General features: G+C 53.5%; 21 protein-coding genes. 10 read left to right on the top strand and 11 right to left on the bottom strand.

From position 1 onward, the window contains the following. From MIM_RS10435 to MIM_RS10420, 4 genes are all read left to right on the top strand, one after another. On the top strand, window positions 1–1,968 hold the full coding sequence (locus MIM_RS10435; protein ID WP_025372702.1) for a StlD/DarB family beta-ketosynthase: 1,968 nt from the start codon (window positions 1–3) through the stop codon (window positions 1,966–1,968). Continuing rightward, entirely contained in the window at window positions 1,965–2,882 is a 918-nt protein-coding gene (locus tag MIM_RS10430; RefSeq protein WP_025372701.1) for a DUF6999 family protein, read from the top strand. Before MIM_RS10435 ends, MIM_RS10430 begins: the two co-directional genes overlap by 4 nt. A 68-nt stretch (window positions 2,883–2,950) precedes the next feature. Next, entirely contained in the window at window positions 2,951–4,237 is a 1,287-nt protein-coding gene (locus MIM_RS10425) for an arsenic transporter (RefSeq protein ID WP_025372700.1), read from the top strand. A gap of 57 nt (window positions 4,238–4,294) precedes the next feature. Beyond that, a complete protein-coding gene (locus MIM_RS10420; RefSeq protein ID WP_025372699.1) occupies window positions 4,295–5,311 on the top strand; it encodes a LacI family DNA-binding transcriptional regulator in 1,017 nt (338 codons plus the stop codon). Between the two features lie 26 nt (window positions 5,312–5,337). Here the strand turns inward: MIM_RS10420 and MIM_RS10415 are convergent, their stop codons facing one another. From MIM_RS10415 to MIM_RS10370, 10 genes are all read right to left on the bottom strand, one after another. Then, window positions 5,338–6,084: an amino acid ABC transporter ATP-binding protein gene (locus MIM_RS10415; RefSeq protein ID WP_025372698.1), complete on the bottom strand. Its 747-nt coding sequence runs from the start codon at window positions 6,082–6,084 to the stop codon at window positions 5,338–5,340. Beyond that, window positions 6,081–6,734 (bottom strand): amino acid ABC transporter permease, encoded by a 654-nt coding sequence (locus MIM_RS10410; protein ID WP_025372697.1) that lies wholly within the window; start codon window positions 6,732–6,734, stop codon window positions 6,081–6,083. Before MIM_RS10410 ends, MIM_RS10415 begins: the two co-directional genes overlap by 4 nt. Window positions 6,735–6,786: 52 nt before the next feature. Then, window positions 6,787–7,653, bottom strand: a complete 867-nt coding sequence (locus MIM_RS10405; protein WP_025372696.1) for a substrate-binding periplasmic protein — start codon at window positions 7,651–7,653, stop codon at window positions 6,787–6,789. Window positions 7,654–7,694: 41 nt separating this feature from the next. Next, window positions 7,695–8,363 (bottom strand): RraA family protein, encoded by a 669-nt coding sequence (locus tag MIM_RS10400; RefSeq protein ID WP_025372695.1) that lies wholly within the window; start codon window positions 8,361–8,363, stop codon window positions 7,695–7,697. A 233-nt stretch (window positions 8,364–8,596) separates the two neighbouring features. Continuing rightward, a complete protein-coding gene (locus tag MIM_RS10395; protein WP_025372694.1) occupies window positions 8,597–9,217 on the bottom strand; it encodes a DNA-3-methyladenine glycosylase family protein in 621 nt (206 codons plus the stop codon). 2 nt (window positions 9,218–9,219) lie between these two features. After that, window positions 9,220–10,530 (bottom strand): M20/M25/M40 family metallo-hydrolase, encoded by a 1,311-nt coding sequence (locus MIM_RS10390; RefSeq protein WP_025372693.1) that lies wholly within the window; start codon window positions 10,528–10,530, stop codon window positions 9,220–9,222. Between the two features lie 60 nt (window positions 10,531–10,590). After that, entirely contained in the window at window positions 10,591–11,772 is a 1,182-nt protein-coding gene (locus MIM_RS10385; protein WP_025372692.1) for an alpha-hydroxy acid oxidase, read from the bottom strand. Window positions 11,773–11,787: 15 nt separating this feature from the next. After that, window positions 11,788–12,762 (bottom strand): tripartite tricarboxylate transporter substrate binding protein, encoded by a 975-nt coding sequence (locus tag MIM_RS10380; RefSeq protein ID WP_025372691.1) that lies wholly within the window; start codon window positions 12,760–12,762, stop codon window positions 11,788–11,790. An 88-nt stretch (window positions 12,763–12,850) separates the two neighbouring features. Continuing rightward, on the bottom strand, window positions 12,851–13,837 hold the full coding sequence (locus tag MIM_RS10375; protein ID WP_025372690.1) for a hydroxyacid dehydrogenase: 987 nt from the start codon (window positions 13,835–13,837) through the stop codon (window positions 12,851–12,853). A gap of 2 nt (window positions 13,838–13,839) precedes the next feature. After that, window positions 13,840–14,529, bottom strand: a complete 690-nt coding sequence (locus MIM_RS10370; RefSeq protein WP_025372689.1) for an RraA family protein — start codon at window positions 14,527–14,529, stop codon at window positions 13,840–13,842. 129 nt (window positions 14,530–14,658) lie between these two features. On the opposite strand from MIM_RS10370, the gene MIM_RS10365 reads away from it, so the two are divergent. From MIM_RS10365 to MIM_RS10340, 6 genes are all read left to right on the top strand, one after another. Then, entirely contained in the window at window positions 14,659–15,528 is an 870-nt protein-coding gene (locus MIM_RS10365) for a LysR family transcriptional regulator (RefSeq protein ID WP_025372688.1), read from the top strand. Window position 15,529: 1 nt separating this feature from the next. Further along, window positions 15,530–16,513 carry a DMT family transporter gene (locus MIM_RS10360; protein ID WP_025372687.1) on the top strand — a complete coding sequence of 328 codons (984 nt, stop codon included), beginning with the start codon at window positions 15,530–15,532 and terminating at the stop codon, window positions 16,511–16,513. Window positions 16,514–16,635: 122 nt separating this feature from the next. Continuing rightward, window positions 16,636–17,619, top strand: coding sequence for a tripartite tricarboxylate transporter substrate binding protein BugE (locus MIM_RS10355; RefSeq protein ID WP_025372686.1), 984 nt, complete (start codon window positions 16,636–16,638; stop codon window positions 17,617–17,619). A 361-nt stretch (window positions 17,620–17,980) separates the two neighbouring features. Continuing rightward, window positions 17,981–18,880 (top strand): EamA family transporter, encoded by a 900-nt coding sequence (locus MIM_RS10350; protein ID WP_025372685.1) that lies wholly within the window; start codon window positions 17,981–17,983, stop codon window positions 18,878–18,880. Further along, window positions 18,877–19,359: a glutathione peroxidase gene (locus MIM_RS10345; protein ID WP_025372684.1), complete on the top strand. Its 483-nt coding sequence runs from the start codon at window positions 18,877–18,879 to the stop codon at window positions 19,357–19,359. The genes MIM_RS10350 and MIM_RS10345 overlap by 4 nt, the downstream gene beginning before the upstream one ends. Then, complete coding sequence (locus MIM_RS10340; protein WP_025372683.1) at window positions 19,356–20,051, top strand: glutathione binding-like protein; 696 nt, start codon at window positions 19,356–19,358, stop codon at window positions 20,049–20,051. Before MIM_RS10345 ends, MIM_RS10340 begins: the two co-directional genes overlap by 4 nt. 160 nt (window positions 20,052–20,211) lie before the next feature. Here MIM_RS10340 and crcB read toward each other — a convergent pair whose 3' ends face one another. Continuing rightward, window positions 20,212–20,601: a fluoride efflux transporter CrcB gene (crcB, locus tag MIM_RS10335; RefSeq protein WP_025372682.1), complete on the bottom strand. Its 390-nt coding sequence runs from the start codon at window positions 20,599–20,601 to the stop codon at window positions 20,212–20,214. Between the last annotated feature and the right edge of the window lie 116 nt (window positions 20,602–20,717).

The following is a 20,717-nucleotide window of genomic DNA, read 5'->3' as shown; positions in this document are numbered from 1 at the left end:
ATGCCTATTGAATTTGATCAAGTCTATTTGCAGCAAGCCAGCTATTTTTTACCCGGAGAGCCGGTGGATAACGAGCGCATGGATGCATTCATCGCGCCGCTTAACCGTATTTCCGGGCGAATCAAACAGCGCATTCTTGCAGAAAACGGCATTAAGCAACGTTATTACGCCATAGATCCGGACGGCAACACAACGCATACGAATGCCATGCTTGCATCAGCGGCCGTGACCGACTGCCTGCAACGCGGGCAACTCACCCTGTCGGATATTTCGCTGCTGGCCAGCGGCTCTTCCGGCGGCGATACGCTTATGCCCGGTTTTGCCAATATGATTCAGGGCCAGCTGTCGGCGCCGCCTATGGAAACCGTCTCGATTCACGGCATTTGTGCGGCCGGCGTGTCCGCCATTCAGGCCGTCGCACAGGGCATACAGAGCGGCGCACATGCACATGGAATCGCGGTAGCCAGCGAAATGCCTTCCCGTCTGTTCAAACGCTCCAGGTTCGCTTCGCGTGGATATGATGCCGATTTTGATGCGCATTTTCTGCGCTGGATGTTATCGGACGGAGCTGGTGCCGTTCTGCTCTCGGGCAACCACCACGCGGGTCAATCGATTCTGCCCGGTCTGCGTATCAGACTCAAATGGATACACCAGCGTTCCTTCTCTGGCGATTATCCGGTCTGCATGCAATTGGGTTTGTCGGCCGACCGCCAGCGTGGCCATCTTGATTATCCCTCCTGGGCAGAGGCCGAAGCCGATGGCGCGCTGGCGTTACGCCAGGATATCCGGCTCCTGCCGCATCTGTTTGATATCGGTATTCACGAATACGTCAAACTGGTGCGTGACAAGTGGGTTGACCCGGCACGTATCCGTCACTTCCTGTGCCATTATTCGTCGGAAAAATTCATTCCGGTGGTTGCAGACCTGCTGGATAAGGCCGGACTGGCTATTGCCCGCGAGCATTGGTTCAGTAATCTGGCCTGGCGTGGCAATACCGGCGCAGCTTCCATCATGATTATGCTGGCTGAGTTTCTGCAAACGAAAACCCTGGCGGCGGGTGATCAGATCCTGTGCTACGTGCCTGAATCCGGCCGGTTCATGACCGCATATATGCTGCTGGAAGTGGAGGACGATGACGCCCCATCACAACCGGGTGCGCAGTCACAGCCGGGCGACCGGCAAGCAATCCCGCCTGCTGCAGGCGTGTCGACCCGCTCACGTTCAGGCGAGCTTTCCACCACACTGGATGCCGAAGACATCGGGCCGCCACACGATCCGGCCCACGCACCGCAAGGTCTTGCTCCATTGCTGACCGAACTGGCCACCATCTGGCACGATTACCGTTCCCGGGTGTGGCGCACGCCGCTAGTCAGCGCATTGCGCGAACGCCGCTTTGATACGCAGGACTATATCAACTGGACGGCCCACTGGATTCCTCAGGTGCGTCAGGGTACCCAGTGGATGCGTAAGGCTGTAGGCTCATTGTCAGCGCAATATGCACCGCTGGCCGAGCTGATTAAGCTGCATGCGGGAGAAGAACAAAACGACTTTCAGATTCTTTTCGAAGATTATCGCAAGGCGGGCGGCACGATAGAAGATATCGATACATTGCGTCGCAACCCAGGTGGTGAAGCACTGAACGCTTATTTGCATGGCCTGGCCGAGACCGTCAACCCCATTGGATTGCTGGGCGCAATCTACATTATAGAAGGCACCGGCCAGCGCATCGTCCCTGCCCTGCTGCCATTGCTGAGGGCCACGCTGCCGCTGCCGGCGGACGCATTCCGGTTTCTGGAATATCATGGCCATAACGATGAGCATCATCTGCAGCGCTGGCTGGTGGCTGTGTCCCTGGCGCTCGACTGCGATAACCGGGGTCGTGCTGAACGTCAGATTGTGGATACGGCGCGACGGACAGCAGCACTTTATCTCATGCAGTTTCATCATGCAAAAGAGTACGAATCGTGACAAGTAAACAACCTGAATTTCTGAAAAACGGTCATAACCCCGAGGATCCAAGCCCCTGGCTGGCGTCCTATCTTGATCAAAGCACCCCGCTGCCCGAGGAGGTCAAGCAGGCCTGGCTGGTCGATTCCAGCTCAGGCTCGCGCCAGTATCTATTACCCTTTTTGCGACCCCTGGCGCGCCTGTGCATTATTCTGATTCAGGTCGTCAAGACGTTCCTGCCACGACGCTGGGCCCAGTCGGCACTCCTGCATCGCATTCTGGTATGGGGGCTTAAACGTTTCGTATCGCCGCAGGCCAATTGGCTGATCCTGCGGCATTTTCATCTGGGTTCGCAGATCCTGGCTTTCATCGCCGCCAACTCGCCGGCACCTATTACGACAAGTCCGCTAACGCCTGAAACCATAGACGAGCTGAAAGACCACCTCTTCGTTAAGCATGATATCAATCTATACAACTTCGTCATTCGCCTGAATCAGGCCTTGCAGGATGCAGACAAGCGCCTGGGCCCGGTAGAAAATCCCGATTTTTCAATGTTGCATGAACCAACTGTTCAATTGCAGGACATGCCCGAGACCCGCAGCAATGTGCTGGACCTGCAAAGTGCCATTGAGTTGTTCACGCCGCTTTATCAATTGCTGCTCACCGATAATGATTTCTGGCGTGCGGCGAACTCGCTGCAGCTGGATGAGACCATCGGCATCTACGCGGCCCGGATTCTGCAGGCACCGGAACATCTGATGCTGGTGAACAATCACCATCCGCTGGTGCCGCTGTCGACCTTGCGCGCCGGACACAGACTGGTGCTGCATGGCTTGTCATCCGAAATGCTGCATTGTCTGTTGCTGCAGAAAAAACGGGAGTACGAAGCCAAACAGGCAGCGCCGTATGACCCTGTCGCGGAACAGGCCGGGTAATCGTCCGGAACCTATTGTTATTTTCTTTGCGATCTGACGCTTGTTGGATCGGTAAATGAGTTGCTTCTATGTTGATCGCACTTGCTATTTTCATCCTGACCATGATTCTGGTTATCTGGCAGCCACGCGGTCTGGGGGTTGGCTGGAGCGCGATGCTGGGCGCTGCGCTGGCGCTGATGACAGGCACCATCCATTTTTCTGATATTCCGGTAGTATGGGCAATTATCTGGAACGCGACCGCAACGTTTATTGCCATTATCATTATCAGCCTGTTATTGGACGAGGCAGGCTTTTTCGAATGGGCCGCGCTACACATCGCGCGCTGGGGGAAAGAGCGAGGCCGTGTCCTCTTCTGTCTGGTGATTCTGTTAGGTGCGGCCGTCTCTGCCTTATTTGCCAATGATGGTGCGGCCCTTATCCTTACACCGATTGTAATGGCGATGCTCACGGCGCTGGGCTTCGGTCCGGCGGCAACCCTTGCATTTGTGATGGCCGCCGGCTTCATTGCCGACACGGCCAGTTTGCCATTGATCGTATCGAATCTGGTTAATATTGTATCGGCCGATTTTTTCCATATCAGCTTTGCCCGGTATGCGCAGGTGATGGTGCCGGTAAACCTGATATCGGTCGCGGCCACCTTACTGGTACTGGCATTTTATTTCCTCAGGGATATTCCCGTCACCTATAACGCTGCCGCCCTGAAAGCCCCGGCTTCAGCGATTATTGATCGGCGCACGTTTATTACAGGTTGGCTGGTGCTGGCCATGTTACTTCTTGGATTTTTCCTGCTTGAAGATAGCGGGATTCCTGTCAGTGTGATTGCCTCTGCGGGCGCGCTGATACTGTGGATTGTTGCCGGTCAGGGACATGTAATTCGCACCCGCAAGGTCTTGCGCGAAGCTCCGTGGTCTATCGTCTTTTTCTCGCTTGGCATGTACCTGGTCGTCTATGGTCTGCGTAATGCCGGTCTGACCGGATATATCACACAGGCCCTCAACCTGCTGGCAGACACTGGCATCTGGACGGCCACGGTGGGAACCGGCATGCTCACCGCCCTGCTCTCCTCTGTGATGAATAATCTGCCCACGGTGCTGATCGGCGCCCTGTCGATTGAAACCAGCCAGGCCACAGGCGTGGTTCGTGAAGCCATGATTTACGCGAACGTTATCGGTAGTGACCTGGGTCCGAAAATCACGCCGGTGGGCAGCCTGGCAACCTTACTATGGCTGCACGTGCTGGCACGCAAGGGCATGCGAATCACCTGGGGCTACTATTTCCGGGTGGGTATCGTCCTTACGCTACCGGTGTTATTGATTACGCTTGCGGCACTGGTATTGCGTTTGCAATTAGGGTGAATATGGCCTGTATCCGGCATGTAGGCTATAATTTTTCATTCTGATAGCGAGCAGACCATGAAGCCCATTACCCTAAGAACCGTCGCGCAGCAGGCCAGGGTTTCCATTGCCACGGTTTCAAAAGTGGTCAATGGCATCAACAAAGGCATCTCCCCGGAAACGGTTGCGCGCGTCCAGCGCATCATTCTGGAATTAAACTACCGCCCCAACCGCACAGGTCGTCAATTGCGTACGCAGCGCAATTATATTGTGGGCATGGCTATCGTTGACGACTCCCCCACTTTTCTGACAGATCCCTTTATCACACAACTGGTAGCCGGTTTATCCAATTTTCTGGGCAAGCACAACTATGGCCTGCTTCTGCATGGCATCGCACCGGAGAGCTTCGAACAATCATTTTTACTGAAGGAGTCTGTGGTAGACGCGCTTTGTCTGATGCTATCGGGACCAAACGCCAGCCGTCGCCATTTTCTGGACGTGGTTCATGCCAGTGGGCATCCCATGGTTGTATTCCAGGAAAAACCCAGAAGGTCGCTTACAGACTGTTGTTTTGTGAATCAGGACGATCAGGGCGGCGCAGAAGCCCTGGCGCTGAAAATCGTCGCGCGCAATCCTCAGCAGGCGTTCATACTGGTACCAGAATTGCAATGGCATGCGATTGATGCCCGAGTCAAAGGACTGTGCACGGTCCTTGATAAACACAAATGTAATTATCAGATTATCTCGAGTGATGAGAATCAACGACAGTCTACACTGAAAGCCCTGGATACTGCCATGGCGACCCATGGCCTTCCAGATGTCGTCATCGGCACCAACGACCGACTGGCCTATGTGGCCTATCGTTATTTTATTGATGCCGGTCATCGCATACCGGAAGATATCGGCATTACCGGTTTCAATGCATTCGATGCCGATGCCACCCTGAACCCTGCGCTGGAGTCGGTGCAGTCGCCGGCCTATGCCCTGGGCGAGGCAGGTGGTAAAGCCTTGCTTTCACGACTGGATACAGGCAGCTTTGAGTCCGCCTCCTTGACCTTGCCGGTATCTCCGGTGCGTGGTACGACGTTGAGCTAGCCGGGTCCGCCACAACCCGGCGTGAATTATTCGGCAACCTGATCGATGACCGCGCGCAGAAATTTACGCAAGCGCTGATTTTTTGGATTCTGAAATATTTCATCGGGTGTGCCCTGCTCTACAATAAGGCCGCCATCCATAAAAACCACCTTGTCCGACACTTCTTTGGCGAACTGCATTTCATGCGTGACCAGAATCATGGTCATACCCTGATGCGCCAATTCTCGAATAACAGCCAGCACCTCGCCCACCAGTTCCGGATCAAGCGCCGAAGTAATCTCATCCAGCAGCAGAACGCGTGGCTTCATCGCCAGGCACCGTGCGATGGCTACTCGCTGCTTTTGGCCACCAGATAGTTGAGCAGGAAATGCATTTGACTTATCGTCCAGCCCAACACGGCGCAACAACTCCATTGCCTGCTCGCGAGCCTGTACCGCAGGCAGTTTGAGCACCTGCACGGGCGCCTCCGTCACATTGCCCAACACGGTCATGTGAGGAAACAGGTTGAAGTGTTGGAATACCATACCGATGCGAGTACGCAACTGGTTGATATCTGTGGACTTGGTTATCTCCTGTCCGTCAAAAAACACTTTTCCGGAAGAAATCTTCGCCAGCTGATTTATGCATCGCAGCAGCGTACTTTTGCCCGACCCACTAGGCCCGATCAGCGTAACGCTTTGACCTTCCTGAACCGATAGGCTAATACCCTTAAGCACTTCGTTGTCCTTGAATGCCAAATGCACATCTTGCAACATGACAATTTCTTTGCTCATGAAGCATCCCCTTTTCGCTCTAGTCTTTTTGCCAGACGGGACAAAGGAATGCATATCGCCAGATAAATAACACCGGCCATCATATACACGGCAAGACTTCGATAAGATTGGGTAGCGGCATCATAGGACCGATACATAATCTCGGGAACCGAAATCGTCAGCGCCAGCGACGTATCCTTGATCATGGCAATGACGAAATTGGTCAGCGGAGGCAAGGTAATAACGAAAGCCTGTGGCAGTACGATCCGCCTCATTGCCTGAACGGCTGTCATGCCCAGTGAACGCGAGGCCTCTATCTGACCGAAATCAATCGCTTCTATTCCAGCCCTGAATATTTCAGCTGAATAGGCCCCACCAATAAACCCCAGCGTGAGCACTGCCGCTGTAAACGCGTCAAAACGTATGCCGATGTTGGTCAGACCGTAATAGACGATAAACAGCTGAAGTAACGCCGGGGTCGCCCTGACCAGTTCGATGTAAATGGTCGCTATCCGTTTGAGCCAAATCACACGCGACATAGACGTGAAGGTGACAGTCAGTCCAATCACAACGCTCAGCAGGAGCGCCAGGAAGGTCAGCTCAACAGTGATGATTGCGCCTTGCAGAATGTACAAAAAATACTTATCAAGCAGTGCAAAATAATCCGTCATGATGTTCCTGAAAGTACGTGGTCATGGCCCGGGATAATCAGCGAGTGAAGGACTAACCAAATTTCCCTGTCAGATATGAGGCATTGGTCATTCCATATTTGGCGAGGATTGCCTTGTTCTCGCCGCTGGCAATGATTTTTTCAATCCCATCATCGAATGCCTTGATCAGGCTTGCGGTGCCATTTTTTGAGAATACATAATAGTTGGCCGGTAGTGTATCGCTACCCAGATAAGACGGTGCCAGGGGCTCAAGCACAGCAAAGTCGTAGTCAGGATTCTGACGCTGAGCATAATCAAACGTATAGCCCCACCAGATTGCACCATCAATCCGCCCGGCTTTCAGATCCATTAGCATTGGATCGGCAGTATCGTATTTATGGATATCGCCAGTACCAAATTTTTTCTGAATCGCCAAGGCCTCCAGCTCCTGTGCCGACCCGCGCACGGTACCAATAGGCTTGCCTTTCAGATCTGAGGTCTTCTTGATTGGATCATTTTTTCTGGCCACCAGGACATCAATGCCGTACCAGGTTGGCCGTGTGTTGTAAGCCACCACTTTTGCACGCTCTGGTGTCCGATACAACATGGCAATCACGTCTACGCGCTGAGAGTCAAGCGATGGTGCAAAGGCCGAATGGGTCAGGATGATAGGGTCAACTTCAACCCCAATCTGTTTGGCGATCGAAAGCGTGAAATCGGCATCCACCCCCTTCCACTCTCCGGAGCCTACATCTACCCACGACTCCGGTGGTACGCTGAACGCACCAACACGCATAAAGCCTCTTTTCTTGATATCTGCAAGCACGTCTGCGGCCTCTGCCTGGGCGCTGTTGATGCCTGTGACCAGCCCGCTGGTGGTAATGATGGCGCCGGCCCCCATCCTGGTCAAAAATTTGCGGCGAGATAGTTGAGTTGCCATTTTTGTGTCCTGATATAAAAACCAAAACTGATTAAAGGAAATTACAACACCCCATATTTCTCATAGACATCCTGCAGCAAAAGACCATTGGCAAGTTCCTCACGTGTATGGTTTTCGCTTTCCACCTTTTCCAATGCTTTTTCGATCACTTCTGCCGCGATCTCAATCGGGATCACGATCACCCCATCGGCATCGCCAAACACCAGATCATGACGACGCACTTTCACCCCGGCGCATTCAATCGGCATATCGTAATTCATCATTTTTCCTCTGCCCTGCGAATCCAGCGGCCCGATGCCACCATGAAATACCGGGAAATTCAGCTTGCGGATATACCGAATGTCCCTGACCAGGCCATCGGTGACACATCCGGTCGCGCCACGATATTGAGAGGCAGTACTGAGCAATTCGCCCCATGGTGCGATACGCGTAGTGGGCCCGTCACAACCCAGCACCACTACATCATCAGGTTTCAAATCGTCTATCAGCGCGATCTCGTGCTCATACGGATTCTCGTCGGGAGCAACAGAGAAGGTATTCATGAAGTAGCCCGTACGGGCACTGCCGAAAATAACGTATTCTTCTGACAAAGGCCGGATGAACGGGAGCATTGCCTGATTTCGATAGCCCATACTGTCCAGAACATCGGATAAAACAGCGGTATATAACTTCTTCTTCAGTGTTTCAAAATCAAACAGATGCTTTTTCATTATCTACCTCTTCCCATGAATGCTTGAGTGAAATAACCATCGCCATTGACCTATCGCGATACAACCTGCGTTCATCACCAAATATCAGTGATTAAACGTTTAACCATATTAAAATGTTTATTTTATGCGCGTCAATATAGGGACTTACCCTAGAGCGAGTAGCGACGACGTATTGGGAAACGATATGTGGCCGGCGCTGCGACTAGCGGCGGCCACGAGGCTAAAGCACCCACTCAGGATACGCTGTTTTGCTGGGCCGATATGGCCCACAGATAAAGCGATGCGGTGCTGCCATAGGGAGAATAACGTCGGCGGTAGCGTTCGAAACGCTCGCGCGGCAGATCCTTGTGATTGTATAGACGCATCATGCCCCGCTGAATCGCCAGATCACCCCAGCTAAGTACATCAGGCCGGCCCAGCGAAAATATCATCAGCATTTCAGCGGTCCAGATACCAATCCCCTTTAAGTCTGTCAGCGTACGGATGACTTGTGCATCATCCATGGCGGAGATGGCAGACAGGTCCAGTTTTCCCGACTGAACTGCCTCGGCCACCCCGAGCATGTATTGCACTTTTCTCATACTCGTACCGCAACGCTGCAGATTGTCGGCGCCCGCCGCCAACAGGCTTTCTGCATTGATCTGACCACCACACAATTGCAATATGCGCGCATTGACCGTGCGCGCGGCTGCCGTTGAGATTTGCTGGTCAACGATGCACCGAATCAACGCGGGGAATAATTCAGGCATGGTGTTACGCCTGATCAGGCCGATTCTCTCAATGGCTTGTGCCATGCGCTTGTCACGCTTGCTGAGCCAGTCAATTTCGGTGTCGCCATATTCGAAGATCGGCATGATTACTTAGCAGTGCGTTTCAGCAACGGCTCGCTCACCCCTTGCACACCAACCAGCGACAGCACAGTAGTGAAACTGATCTGTGAACCTTTCCAGGCATCGGTCGGATCGAACCATTCTTTCAGCGAGTGGGCGCCGCCGGATTTACCGCCACTGCCCAGAATGATTGCCGGTATATTCAGACTCATGGGCACGTTGGCATCGGTGCTGCCTGCCCTGGTTTCGCCCTTATCTCCAGCGAGCGCAATTGACTCCAGTGCAGCCTGGACAATCACGCTATCATTCGGCGTGGCACCGGCGGGACGATCACCAATCAGTTTCGCATCAAATGTGATCTTGCCCTCTGATTTCCAGCGCGCGTTCTCCTGTTGTACCCCTTTTTCGATGGCGGCCATGATGTGCTTCTCAGCCTCCAGAAGTGACGGTGTCGCATTTGAACGAATGTCCACTGCCATTTTGGCATCACCGGCAATTGTATTGACGGATGTCCCTCCGCTCACAGTACCTACCGTAAAAGTTGTTTTGGGATCCGTGGGAACCTGCACATCACCAATATGCGCAATGGCGCGTCCCATGGCATGAATTGCACTGGGTACTTTACCAAAGGCGCCAAAACTGTGACCGCCTGGGCCCTTGAACGACACTTCATAGCGGTGGCTGCCGGTGCCCTGAGTAAGCACTTTATTACCCTCTCCGGGTTCCAGACCGACCATGCCGTCGATATTTTTGTGCTCGTTAAACAGCGCTTTCATACCGCGCAGATTTCCCAGCCCTTCTTCACCCACATTCGCCACGAACATAATATCGCCAACGGTTGCAACTTTATGTTCATTGAGTGCTTTGATCCATGAAATGACAACGGCTAAGCCACGTGTATCATCGCCGATACCCGGTGCCAGCAAGCGACCGTTCTGTTCTTTGACTTTAACGTCTGTGCCTTCAGGAAAGACGGTATCCAGGTGTGCAGACACGACCAGAATCGGGCCATTGCCACTCCCCTTGCGAATACCCACGACATTGCCTACTGAATCGAGCGCCGCATTGCTTAGTCCAACTTCTTTGAAGCGCTTTAATACATACGCTGCACGTACCTTCTCTTTAAAAGGAGGCGCTTCAACCTCAGTAATATTGCGCAGATCTGCAATGGTCCGCTCATGATCGCTTTTCAGCGCGCTCATCAGTGTCTGAACCTCTTTGGACCCATTCAGCGCGGTCAATGTCGCCTTTACATCCTGCGGCTGGGCGGCCGCTGCGTTTATGGCAAACGCTGCACCTATTCCGAGACAAAGCTGACTGATGCGAGATAATTTCATTTGTGATTTCACGATCTTTCTCCTCCAAAAATTGCACTCTATTCCGGCATCAGGATCATGTCAAGCAGAACACATATCAGCCGGAATGCCGGAGATTCTGCGCAAATGTCCGGCCGACAAATCCTGTATCCGTGTCACCCCCAGCAGCCCCAGATCGCGGGATATTTCGCTTGTTATCAAGTGAATTGCTTTGTCCGTTCCATTCTGCCCGCCCACTGCGGTGGCATAAGCAAAAGGACGACCCACAAAGACACAGCGTGCACCCAGCGCCAGCGCTTTGAGCACATCGGTGCCGCGACGCACACCGCTGTCAAGCATGACCGGAACAGCGCCGGCAATGTCGACAATCTCGGACAGGACCCGCAAGGGAGAAATACTGCCGTCAAGCTGTCGACCACCGTGGTTGGAGACAATGATGCCGTCGGCGCCCATCTCAATGGCGGTGGCAGCATCCGGCCTGCTCAGTATTCCCTTGATAACGAGCGTACCTTGCCATTGTTTCCTGATTGCTCGCAAGTGATCCCAACTGATGTGCCCACGATCCGAGTAGTCTCGCAACACGTTTTTCGACAGAATGGGTGCGCCGCGGGTTGCATAGTTATTTTCAAAGTGTGGCATGCCGTGCTGAATGCAGGTTCGCAGAAACGTGTTGCAGACCCAGCGTGGGTGCGTCAGGCCGTCCAGCAGCAGGCGCAGCGAAGGACGCAGCGGCGTGGAGAATCCTGCCCGTATATTGTTTTCCCGGTTTGCTGCAACCGGTGTATCAACCGTAATGACAAGGGTGCCAAATCCTGCCCGGGCGACACGATCAACGAGTTTGGCAATCTCTTCACTATCTCCTGGCAGATAGGCCTGAAACCAGGTTTGCGGCGCGGTCGATGCGACCTCCTCCAGACGAATGAGCGATGATCCGCTCATGATCATTGGAATACCCGCATGCCCCGCAGCCCGGGCCAAAACCAGATCACCTCGATATGAGGACAAGGCGCTCAGCCCCATCGGAGCAATACCCAGCGGCGAGCGGTATTGCTGGCCGAACAGAGAGACAGATGTGTCGATGGCGGATACATTCACCAGCGCTCTGGGAACGAAAGCATACTCCTGAAAGGCTCGACGGTTATCGTTTACAGATGCGTTGGTTTCGACACCGCCCCTTATATATTCGAAAATGGGCCGGGGCAAATACCGTTGCGCCATCGCTTCAAAGTCATCCAGACAAAGTGCCTGATCTGTTCGTGCCATTAGAGTCCTCCCTGATTATTGTGTTTTCTCTGACCAGGGGCTTGCCTGCCACAAATCCTTGAATTCCTTTTCGGCCTGATCAAGTTCAGTGTGATAGGTTTTGTTGTCCATATAGCGCAGCGGAACAAACATGGCGTTCGCTTTGGCAACGAACTCCGGGTCTTCAGATGCTTTCTGTACCGCTACCCTCAATTTGGCCGCTACCTCTTCCGGCAATCCCCTGGGTGCTGCAATACCTCTTAACGAGGCCATGATGACATCATACCCTTGCTCTTTAAAGGTGGGAACCGCGGGCGCAAGCGCACTGCGCTGCTCGCTCATCGAGCCCAGCAGGCGAATATCTGTTCCGCCTTTCTGATAGGCCAGTACTTCACCCACGTTCATGGCTGCCAGCATGATCTGCCCGCTCTGTATTGCATTGCGCACTTCGCCTGCGCCTTTGAAAGGTACGTGATTCAGCGTTGTTCCGGTCAGTTTTTCGAATTTCATCATCGCAAGATGATCGTCCGAACCCACACCTGTGGTGCCGACCGTTACCTGGCCGGGATTCTCTTTGGCATATTTTTCAAGATCCTTGAGGGTTTTGATATCGCTTGTACCGCTGACCGCAAAGCCATCAGGATCATCGATCAGGTTGCCGATCAGATCGAAATCCTGCCAATGATAGTTGGCCTTGCGTTCGATCGGAATCGTCAGCATATTGGGCGTGTTAACAAAGCCGATGGTATAACCGTCCGGCTTGGCGCGCTTGATTTCGGAAAAACCGATGGCGCCGCCGGCACCGGGCCGATTAAGCACAACGATGTTGGCTCCATCGCCCAGATATTTTTGTATATAGGGTGCGATGGCCCGCGCCACCAGATCAGTACCACCTCCCGGCGCATACGACACCACCATGCTGATAGCGTGTTCGGGATATTGCGCATGAGCCTGGCTAAGGCCGACGGTCAGTGCGGTTGTGGCAAGAATACCTGACAAAATCAATTTCATGGGTTGTCTCCATTTTTAGAATATAAAAGCATAAGTGCACTACCCGCTTATGTAGTAACAAAGGCGGGGTAGTCTGTTGGTGATACAGCTAGGAAGTGACGACATGGGGCGGTGTTTTACCTTCCGCCATCAACAGTATTTGCCCGGCAGCCATGCGGGCAACGTTATGCCTGCCTTCATGAGATACGCCGGCTGTGTGAAAGGTCGCCACCACGCCGGGATGACCGAGCAAGGGATTGTCTGCTGCCGGCGGCTCCTGACGCCAGACATCAAGACCGGCGCCGGCCAGATGCCCGCTGTTTAATGCGGCATGCAGGTCTGCTTCGTTATGGATACCGCCACGCGCAGTTGAGATAAAAATGGCGCCCGGCTTCATCGCCCGAAACCTGTCCGCATTGAACATATTGCGAGTGTCATTATTAAGCGGGCAATGCAGCGACACAATGTCGGCCTGCGCAAGCAGTGTATCCAGCGATACCGGCTGCGCCTGTCGCTCGTCAATATCCTGCGATGTCAAATAGGGGTCATAGGCAAGTACATTCATCCCCAGCGCGGTGGCGATCTGTGCAAAGCGGCGTCCTATGTGACCAATACCAATAAGTCCCAGCGTTTTACCAGCGACTTCATGGCCCATCAATGCTTCACGACTGCTGGCATGTTGCGCAACCAATACGCGATCAGATTCCACAATTTTCCGCGACACGGCTAGCAACAGTCCAAGCGCCATTTCTGCCACCGAATTGGCGTTCCCGCCTGCCTGATTAACCACGGTAATCTGTCGCGCCTGACAGGCAGCGACGTCAATGGTGTCGTAACCGGCACCGGACGACGAAACGCCTTTGAGCCTGGGGCAATGGTTCAACAGCGCTTCCGTGACGAACAGTCCGGCCGGCAGCTCATCTTTGGCTGCCGAGACATGATAGTAGTGGGCGTGTTTGAGAGTGTCGTACCACTCCTGCGCTGATGCTTTCACATCAATAATCCGCAATTCGATGTGGTCATGCCCTGTTAGCAGCTCGTCAAAAACCGGATCTATCCATAAATTGGTACGTACAACACAGACTTTTTCCGTCATCACTATTCCTGTTCAGCTTGTGTAGCCGGTACGAAACCGAGTTTGGCCAGCTCGACGTCAATCCATGCGGTATCCAGGCGGTCATTGTCAATATCACGGATGATGCCGGCCTCCAGCGCATTTTTCGCGCTCGCCCACCTGAGAATATCGTCGGCCTGCTCGTAAGGCACGCAGAGCAGCCCATCGGCATCGCCCACAATGAGGTCGCCCGGCTGGATCACCATGCCGTCAAGACTGATGCTGGTATTGATTTCCCCCGGACCGTTCTTATAGGGTCCGCGGTGCGTGACACCCGAGGCATACACCGGAAAGGCGCCCTGGCTGATGCTATCCAGATCCCGTATGGCGCCATTGATCACCATGCCGGCGATACCCTTGCGACTCGCGGTACGAACCATCAGTTCGCCAATAATGGCATTGGTGGTATCGCCACCGGCATCCACAACAATCACATCACCCGGTGCAGCCATGGCAATAGCCTTGTGCACGAACAGGTTGTCGCCCGGGCGGGATTTGACCGTCAACGCCGGTCCCGCCAGCACACCACCCGCATGCATAGGTCGCAGCGACGAGCCGCCTGCCGTCAGACGCTGCATCACGTCACTGATATTGGCCACCGGAATATCGGCAAAGGACTTGACCAATGCTGCGCTGACCGCCCGTGACCGTTCTCGTATTTGGATTTTCACCACAATCTGTCTCCTTGATAAATTGACACGATTTTATGGCGTAGAATCCAAAATAATTATCAATATTTTTGCTTTTTCAATACAAAAATATTAAGAATTTTATCTTTCTGTATTGCAATCACCGGATCCATCATGGACACCAACTATCTGGAAACGTTTATCAAAACCCTGGATTGTGCCTCCATTTCAGACGCCGCGCGTTATTTGGGCATTACTCCTGGCGCCGTGTCTGCGCGCATCCGTGCTCTGGAAGACGAGCTGGGGCAGCCGCTGATCAGACGGTCAGGTCATACTGTAAGGCCCACCGAACATGGCTTGCTGATCTGCGACAAGGCGCGGCAAATGATTCAGGACTCACGTGATATGACGGCGATGGTTAAAAGCGGAAACGTCTTGGGGGAACTGCGGCTTGGCTCATTTTTTTCGGGACTCACCACCCATTTGCCGCGGTTGCTGGAAAAAACCTATGAGCATCATCCCGAAGTCAGTATTTTTGTTTCCTATGCACCGTCGGTAGAATTATGTCACCAGGTACACTCGGGCAAGCTTGATATTGCACTTGCTATTGAGCCACAATTTACGATCTATAAGAACTGTTCCTGGCTGAAGATACAGGACGAGCCCCTCACGCTGATCGTACCGCCCGAGTACGCAAGCGCAGCGGCACATGATCTTCTGCGAACCCGTCCTTTTATTCGTTATGCCCGTAGTTCCTACAGCGGCCAGTTGGTGGACCGTTATCTGAAGGACAACCGCATTGTGCCCAATCAGCGCCTGGAAATAGACAGCCTGCTCACCATTGCTTCGCTGGTCGCCCGAGGTGTGGGCGTAGCGCTGGTGCCTGATTCATTTTCTCTGGAAAGTCTGGGAAAAAGTATTCGAAAGGTCCCGTTGCCGGGCCGCACACAGATTCGCAAGATCGGAATGATATGGTCAAATCAGAGTCCGCGCGTTACTATCAGCAAATCCATTGCCATGTACGCCCGGAGCCTGTTCAATTAACATGACCTCTGCCCATTCAGTCAAACCCAGCCTCTGGTGGTCCTGGGGTGCGCCTATTGTCTTTATCCTGTTGTGGTCGTCGGGCTTCAGTTTCGGCAAAATCGGATTGCAATATGCCGAACCTCTCACCCTGCTGTCCCTGCGTTATGCCTGCGTGGTCATCGCCCTGCTGCCGGTACAACATATACTTGGCCTGTCGTGGCCGGCGACGCGTCGCGAGTGGAGCAACATATGTATTGTGGGCTTGCTGATTCAGTTCATCTATTTTAGTTTCAGCTACGTCGGCATGAAACAGGGGGTGAGCGCGGGCACCGTGGCACTGATCGTCTCGCTGCAACCCATTCTGGTGGGCATTTGCGCCCCGAAGCTGACCGGTGAGCGCCAAAGCCTGCTGCAATGGCTCGGACTGGCACTGGGTCTGATTGGCGCCGTAATCGTGATTACTTCAGGCGCTTCCCTGCAGGCCGGCTCCTGGTTCGGTCTGGTGCTGGTGGTTATTTCGCTATTTGCTTTGACTGCGGGTGTGCTTTATGAACGGATCAGCAGCTCAGGCGTCGCAGGCCCCCATCCGGTTACCACCAACATCATTCAATGCGCGATTGGCCTGGTGTTCTGTCTGCCCCTGGCCTTGCTGATGGAAACCAATCACATTGAGTTCAACTGGCCATTTACCGGCGCGCTGGCCTATCTGGTGCTGTGCAATTCAATTATCACCATATCATTGCTGCTGGCTATGGTCAGGCGACAGCAGGCGGCCAGAGTGTCTGCCCTCTTCTTTCTGGTGCCGGCGTGCGCATCGGTCGTGGCCATGTTCATGCTGGGCGAAACCATGGCGCCTGCCGGATGGATCGGTATGACGGTAGCCATTGCAGGCGTCTTGCTGGCCAGCACCAGTACTGCAACGACTAAAAAATCAACGGCCAATACATTAACCGCCAATGCGCAAACGCCCGGTCGCGCGCCACACGGCCGTTCGACGCGGTAACAGAGCCAGGCCACCCCTGGCTGTGCTAATGGTACTGTGCTAATGGTATTTACTCATATATTTCATATCGGTTTTCTAATAACCTGCTGCTCTGTTCATTTATATCAACATCAGGAGTGAGTATGCAACTCTGGTCCCGTATTGCCCTGTCTGCCGCCATAAGCGGCCTTGTGGCTTCGTCCGCATATGCCGCCGGCGATTATCCTACCCAACCGATCCGCGTCATTGTGCCCTTTGCTCCTGGTGGCTCCACCGATATCGTGGCGCGTATCGTTGTGCAGGAAATGTCGAAAATTATTGGTGTGTCCATGGTCATCGAGAACAAGGCCGGTGCCGGCGGTGCGATTGGCGCAGCCGACGCAGCCCGCGCCAAACCGGATGGCTACACACTAAGTATTGCGACGGTCTCTACCATGGCGGTCAATCCCGCCTGTCGTCCGGACGACCTGACCTATGACCCGGTCAAAGACTTTGCACCGGTCTCCAATTTTGTTAATACGCCTAACGTGGTTGAGGTCCATCCCTCATTCCCCGCCAGCAATTTCAAGGAATTCGTCGCGGAGCTCAAAAAGCATCCCAAAGAATATTCCTATGCCTCACCCGGCGTATGCAGTATTGCGCATCTGATGGGAGAAGCCTTCAAACAGCAACTGGGCGTAGAGATCAGCCACGTACCGTATAAGGGTGCCGGCCCGGCATTGACCGATGTGGTGGGTGGCCAGGTCAAAGTGATGTTCGATAACCTGCCCTCGTCCATGCCTAATATCCAGAGCGGCAAACTCAAGCCTATCGTACTTGCATGGCCCGAGCGCATCAAGGAACTACCGGACTTGCCCACCTACGCACAGGAAGGATATCCCGATCTGAACAATGGTGTATTCTATGGACTGCTGGCGCCGGCAGGCACGCCCAGGGAAATCATCGAGAAACTGAACAAAACGGCCACCGAAGCACTTAAGGCACCAAACGTCGTAGCCGCTTTGCAGAAACAGGGAGCCATTCCCGATCCTGGCTCACCGGAGCATTTTGCCGAAGAAATCAAGAAACAGTATGATATTGCCAAAGACATTGTGAAGAAAGGCAATTTGCAGATGAAGCGCAACTGATTGCGCATCGTGGGTGGGGCGATCACGGGATCGCCACCCTTTACCTTTTTACCTTTTTACCTTTTTACCTTTTTACCTTTTTACCTTTTTACCTTTTTACCTTTTTACCTTTTTACCTTTTTACCCTTTTACCTTTTTTACCTCTTCCAGCCGTCACCTTATCTAGAATGCGCCCCTGCCCACACAGGTTCCGGCCCATTCCGATTTGAGAGGCAATCGCAGTTATCCGGCACCTTTCCGGGATTCTTTTCGATCGATGCATCAACCCGATTGCACGGCTTGGTACTCGCACAAACTACCTCGGTATAAACCCTTAAAACAGAACCGATTTGAGGTAGAATGGCGCAAAGGAAAAGAGGGTATGGCTGCAGGCAATTCATTACGAACATATACACAAACCATGGGGATCGCTGCGCTGGTGGGCTCCATGGCGTCCCTGTGCATCGGCACATCGTTTGCCAAGTCACTGTTTGAGGCCGTGGGGGCTCAGGGCACCACCGCCTACCGCCTGGGATTTTCTGCGCTATTGCTCTGGTGCGTGTGGCGACCCTGGCGCTTTCCGCTGTCACGCAAGAATGCACTGGCCATTGCCAGTTACGGCATGTGCCTGGGGTTGATCAATTTCCTGTTTTATATGGCGATCCGTACCGTTCCCCTGGGACTGTGTATTGCGATTGAATTTCTGGGGCCGCTATCGCTGGCAATCTTTTCTTCGCGCCGGAAAATTGATTTTCTGTGGATCGGGTTTGTGGCACTGGGGCTGTATCTGCTCATTCCGCAATCGCAGCAGGACGTATCGGCAATTGATCCGGTGGGCGTGATGTTTGCCATCGGTGCCGGCATTTTCTGGGCGCTATACATTGTGTTTGGTCAGCGCACTCGCAATATTCATCCTGGCCAGGCTACTTCGCTGGGCATCACGGTGGCAGCCATGTTCGTTCTGCCCTTTGGCATAGCCCATAGCGGCGCCACGTTGCTGACGCCAGCCTTCATGTTATCCGGATTGCTGGTAGCCATATTGTCCAGCGCAATCCCTTATTCACTTGAAATGATTTCGCTGCGATCACTGCCGCGCAAGACCATGAGTATTTTGCTCAGCCTGGAACCGGCCATGGGCGCACTGGCCGGACTGGTTATACTGCATGAACAGCTTACGCTGGCGCAGTGGCTGGCGATCGCTTTTATCGTCGCCGCTTCTATCGGCTGCGCGACCACGTCACCTGCTCCACCGGTGACCGATACCGAAAGGGACAAGCCATGAGTGATTTTTATTCAATGAACGTTACTTTGCAGGACGGCAGTCAATTAGAACTGTCCTCGTTGCGCGATAAGGTTGTGCTGGTGGTGAATGTGGCGTCCAAATGCGGCTTCACCCCGCAATATACCGGCCTGCAGCACTTGTACGAACAGTACCGTGACAAGGGTCTGGTGGTGCTGGGCTTTCCCTGCAATCAGTTCGGCAGCCAGGAACCCGGAACCGATAAGGACATTGCACAGTTCTGCGAACTGCATTTCGGCGTGACCTTTGCCCTTGCCCGCAAGACTGATGTCAATGGCCCGCAGGCCCATCCGCTCTATGTATGGCTCAAGAGAGAAAAACCGGGACTGCTGGGTATACAATCGATCAAGTGGAACTTTACGAAATTTCTTGTTGGCCGCGACGGCCAGGTACTGCAGCGTTATGCACCAACGGTAAAGCCACAGGACATTGAACAGGACATCAAGGACGCATTGACATGATTGATCTCTATTACTGGACTACGCCCAACGGACACAAAATTACGCTGTTTCTCGAAGAGACCGGACTGGAATACACTATTCATCCCATCAATATTGGCAAAGGTGATCAGTTTGCCCCGGCGTTTCTGAAGATTGCCCCCAATAACCGCATTCCCGCGATTGTGGACAATAACCCCAACGACCATGGCGATGCGATTTCGGTGTTTGAATCGGGTGCCATCCTGCAATATCTGGCTGAAAAAACCGGCAAATTCATGGCCACTGACCTGCGTGCCAGGACCCAGACACTGGAATGGCTGAATTGGCAAATGGGCGGCCTGGGCCCCATGGCAGGCCAGAATCATCACTTTGGCGTGTACGCGCCGGAGAAAATCGAATACGCCATTAACCGCTACGTTAAAGAAACGGCCAGACTATATGGCGTACTGGATCGCCGTCTTCAGGATCGCGAATTTATCGTTGGTGATTATTCCATCGCCGATATGGCTTGCTATCCCTGGGTAGTCCCCTATGAGCGCCAGCAGCAGAATCTTGATGATTTTCCTAATCTGAAGCGCTGGTTTGAGGCGATAGCAGCACGCCCGGCGACAAAACGCGCTTATGCCCTGGTTGATCAGGTGAATCCCGGGCAGCCTCCCAATGATGATGAAGCCAAAAAAATTCTTTTTGGCATAAACAGCGACGCCAAATGACTTGCGCCTGGTCTGCGCAGTTCGAACATGCAGATCGGAGTTGCGGGCTTTGATACACAGGAAGGAATCGGCCAGATGCGCTGGCGTAATGCCATTTCTGATATGGCCTTACACCCGCGCCCACTGCCTATATCGTTGAAGGGTCAGACGCTGGCCATCCCTATTCATACATACGCCGAAAGGCAGTCACCGTATAGAAACCCAGACCGGTTAATGCCAGCGAACCGAGTACGTGCAGACCGATTTCCAGCAGGGCCCACTGGATTTTTCCCTGATGCAGCAGTATCGTGACTTCAGCTGAAAACGTAGAAAACGTGGTGAGCCCGCCCAGAAACCCGGTAACGATAAGCAACCGCCATTCTGCAGGAATGGAGGGAACGGCCGCGAATACACCCAATGCCAGGCCAATCAGATAGCCGCCGCCCAGGTTGGCGACCAGGGTACCTAAGGCAATGGAATGGAAGGTGTTATTGAGCGCCAGACCCAAAGCCCAGCGTATGATCGCTCCGCAAGATGCGCCGACGCTTATCATAACCAGAGATTGCAGCATGGAGTGACTCCGTGAAGGTTGGATGATTTGCAGGCACAAAAAATACCTGCTTTGCCCACTGCCTCTGGTTGCAAGCACCAGGCAGAAGGTTGTGCAGGTATCATTATCTGTCCGTT

Origin of the sequence: Advenella mimigardefordensis DPN7 (assembly GCF_000521505.1) — a bacterium.
GTDB lineage: Bacteria > Pseudomonadota > Gammaproteobacteria > Burkholderiales > Burkholderiaceae_B > Advenella > Advenella mimigardefordensis.
Note: the sequence above shows the minus strand (reverse complement) of the source record. Positions and strands in the feature narration are given on the sequence as shown.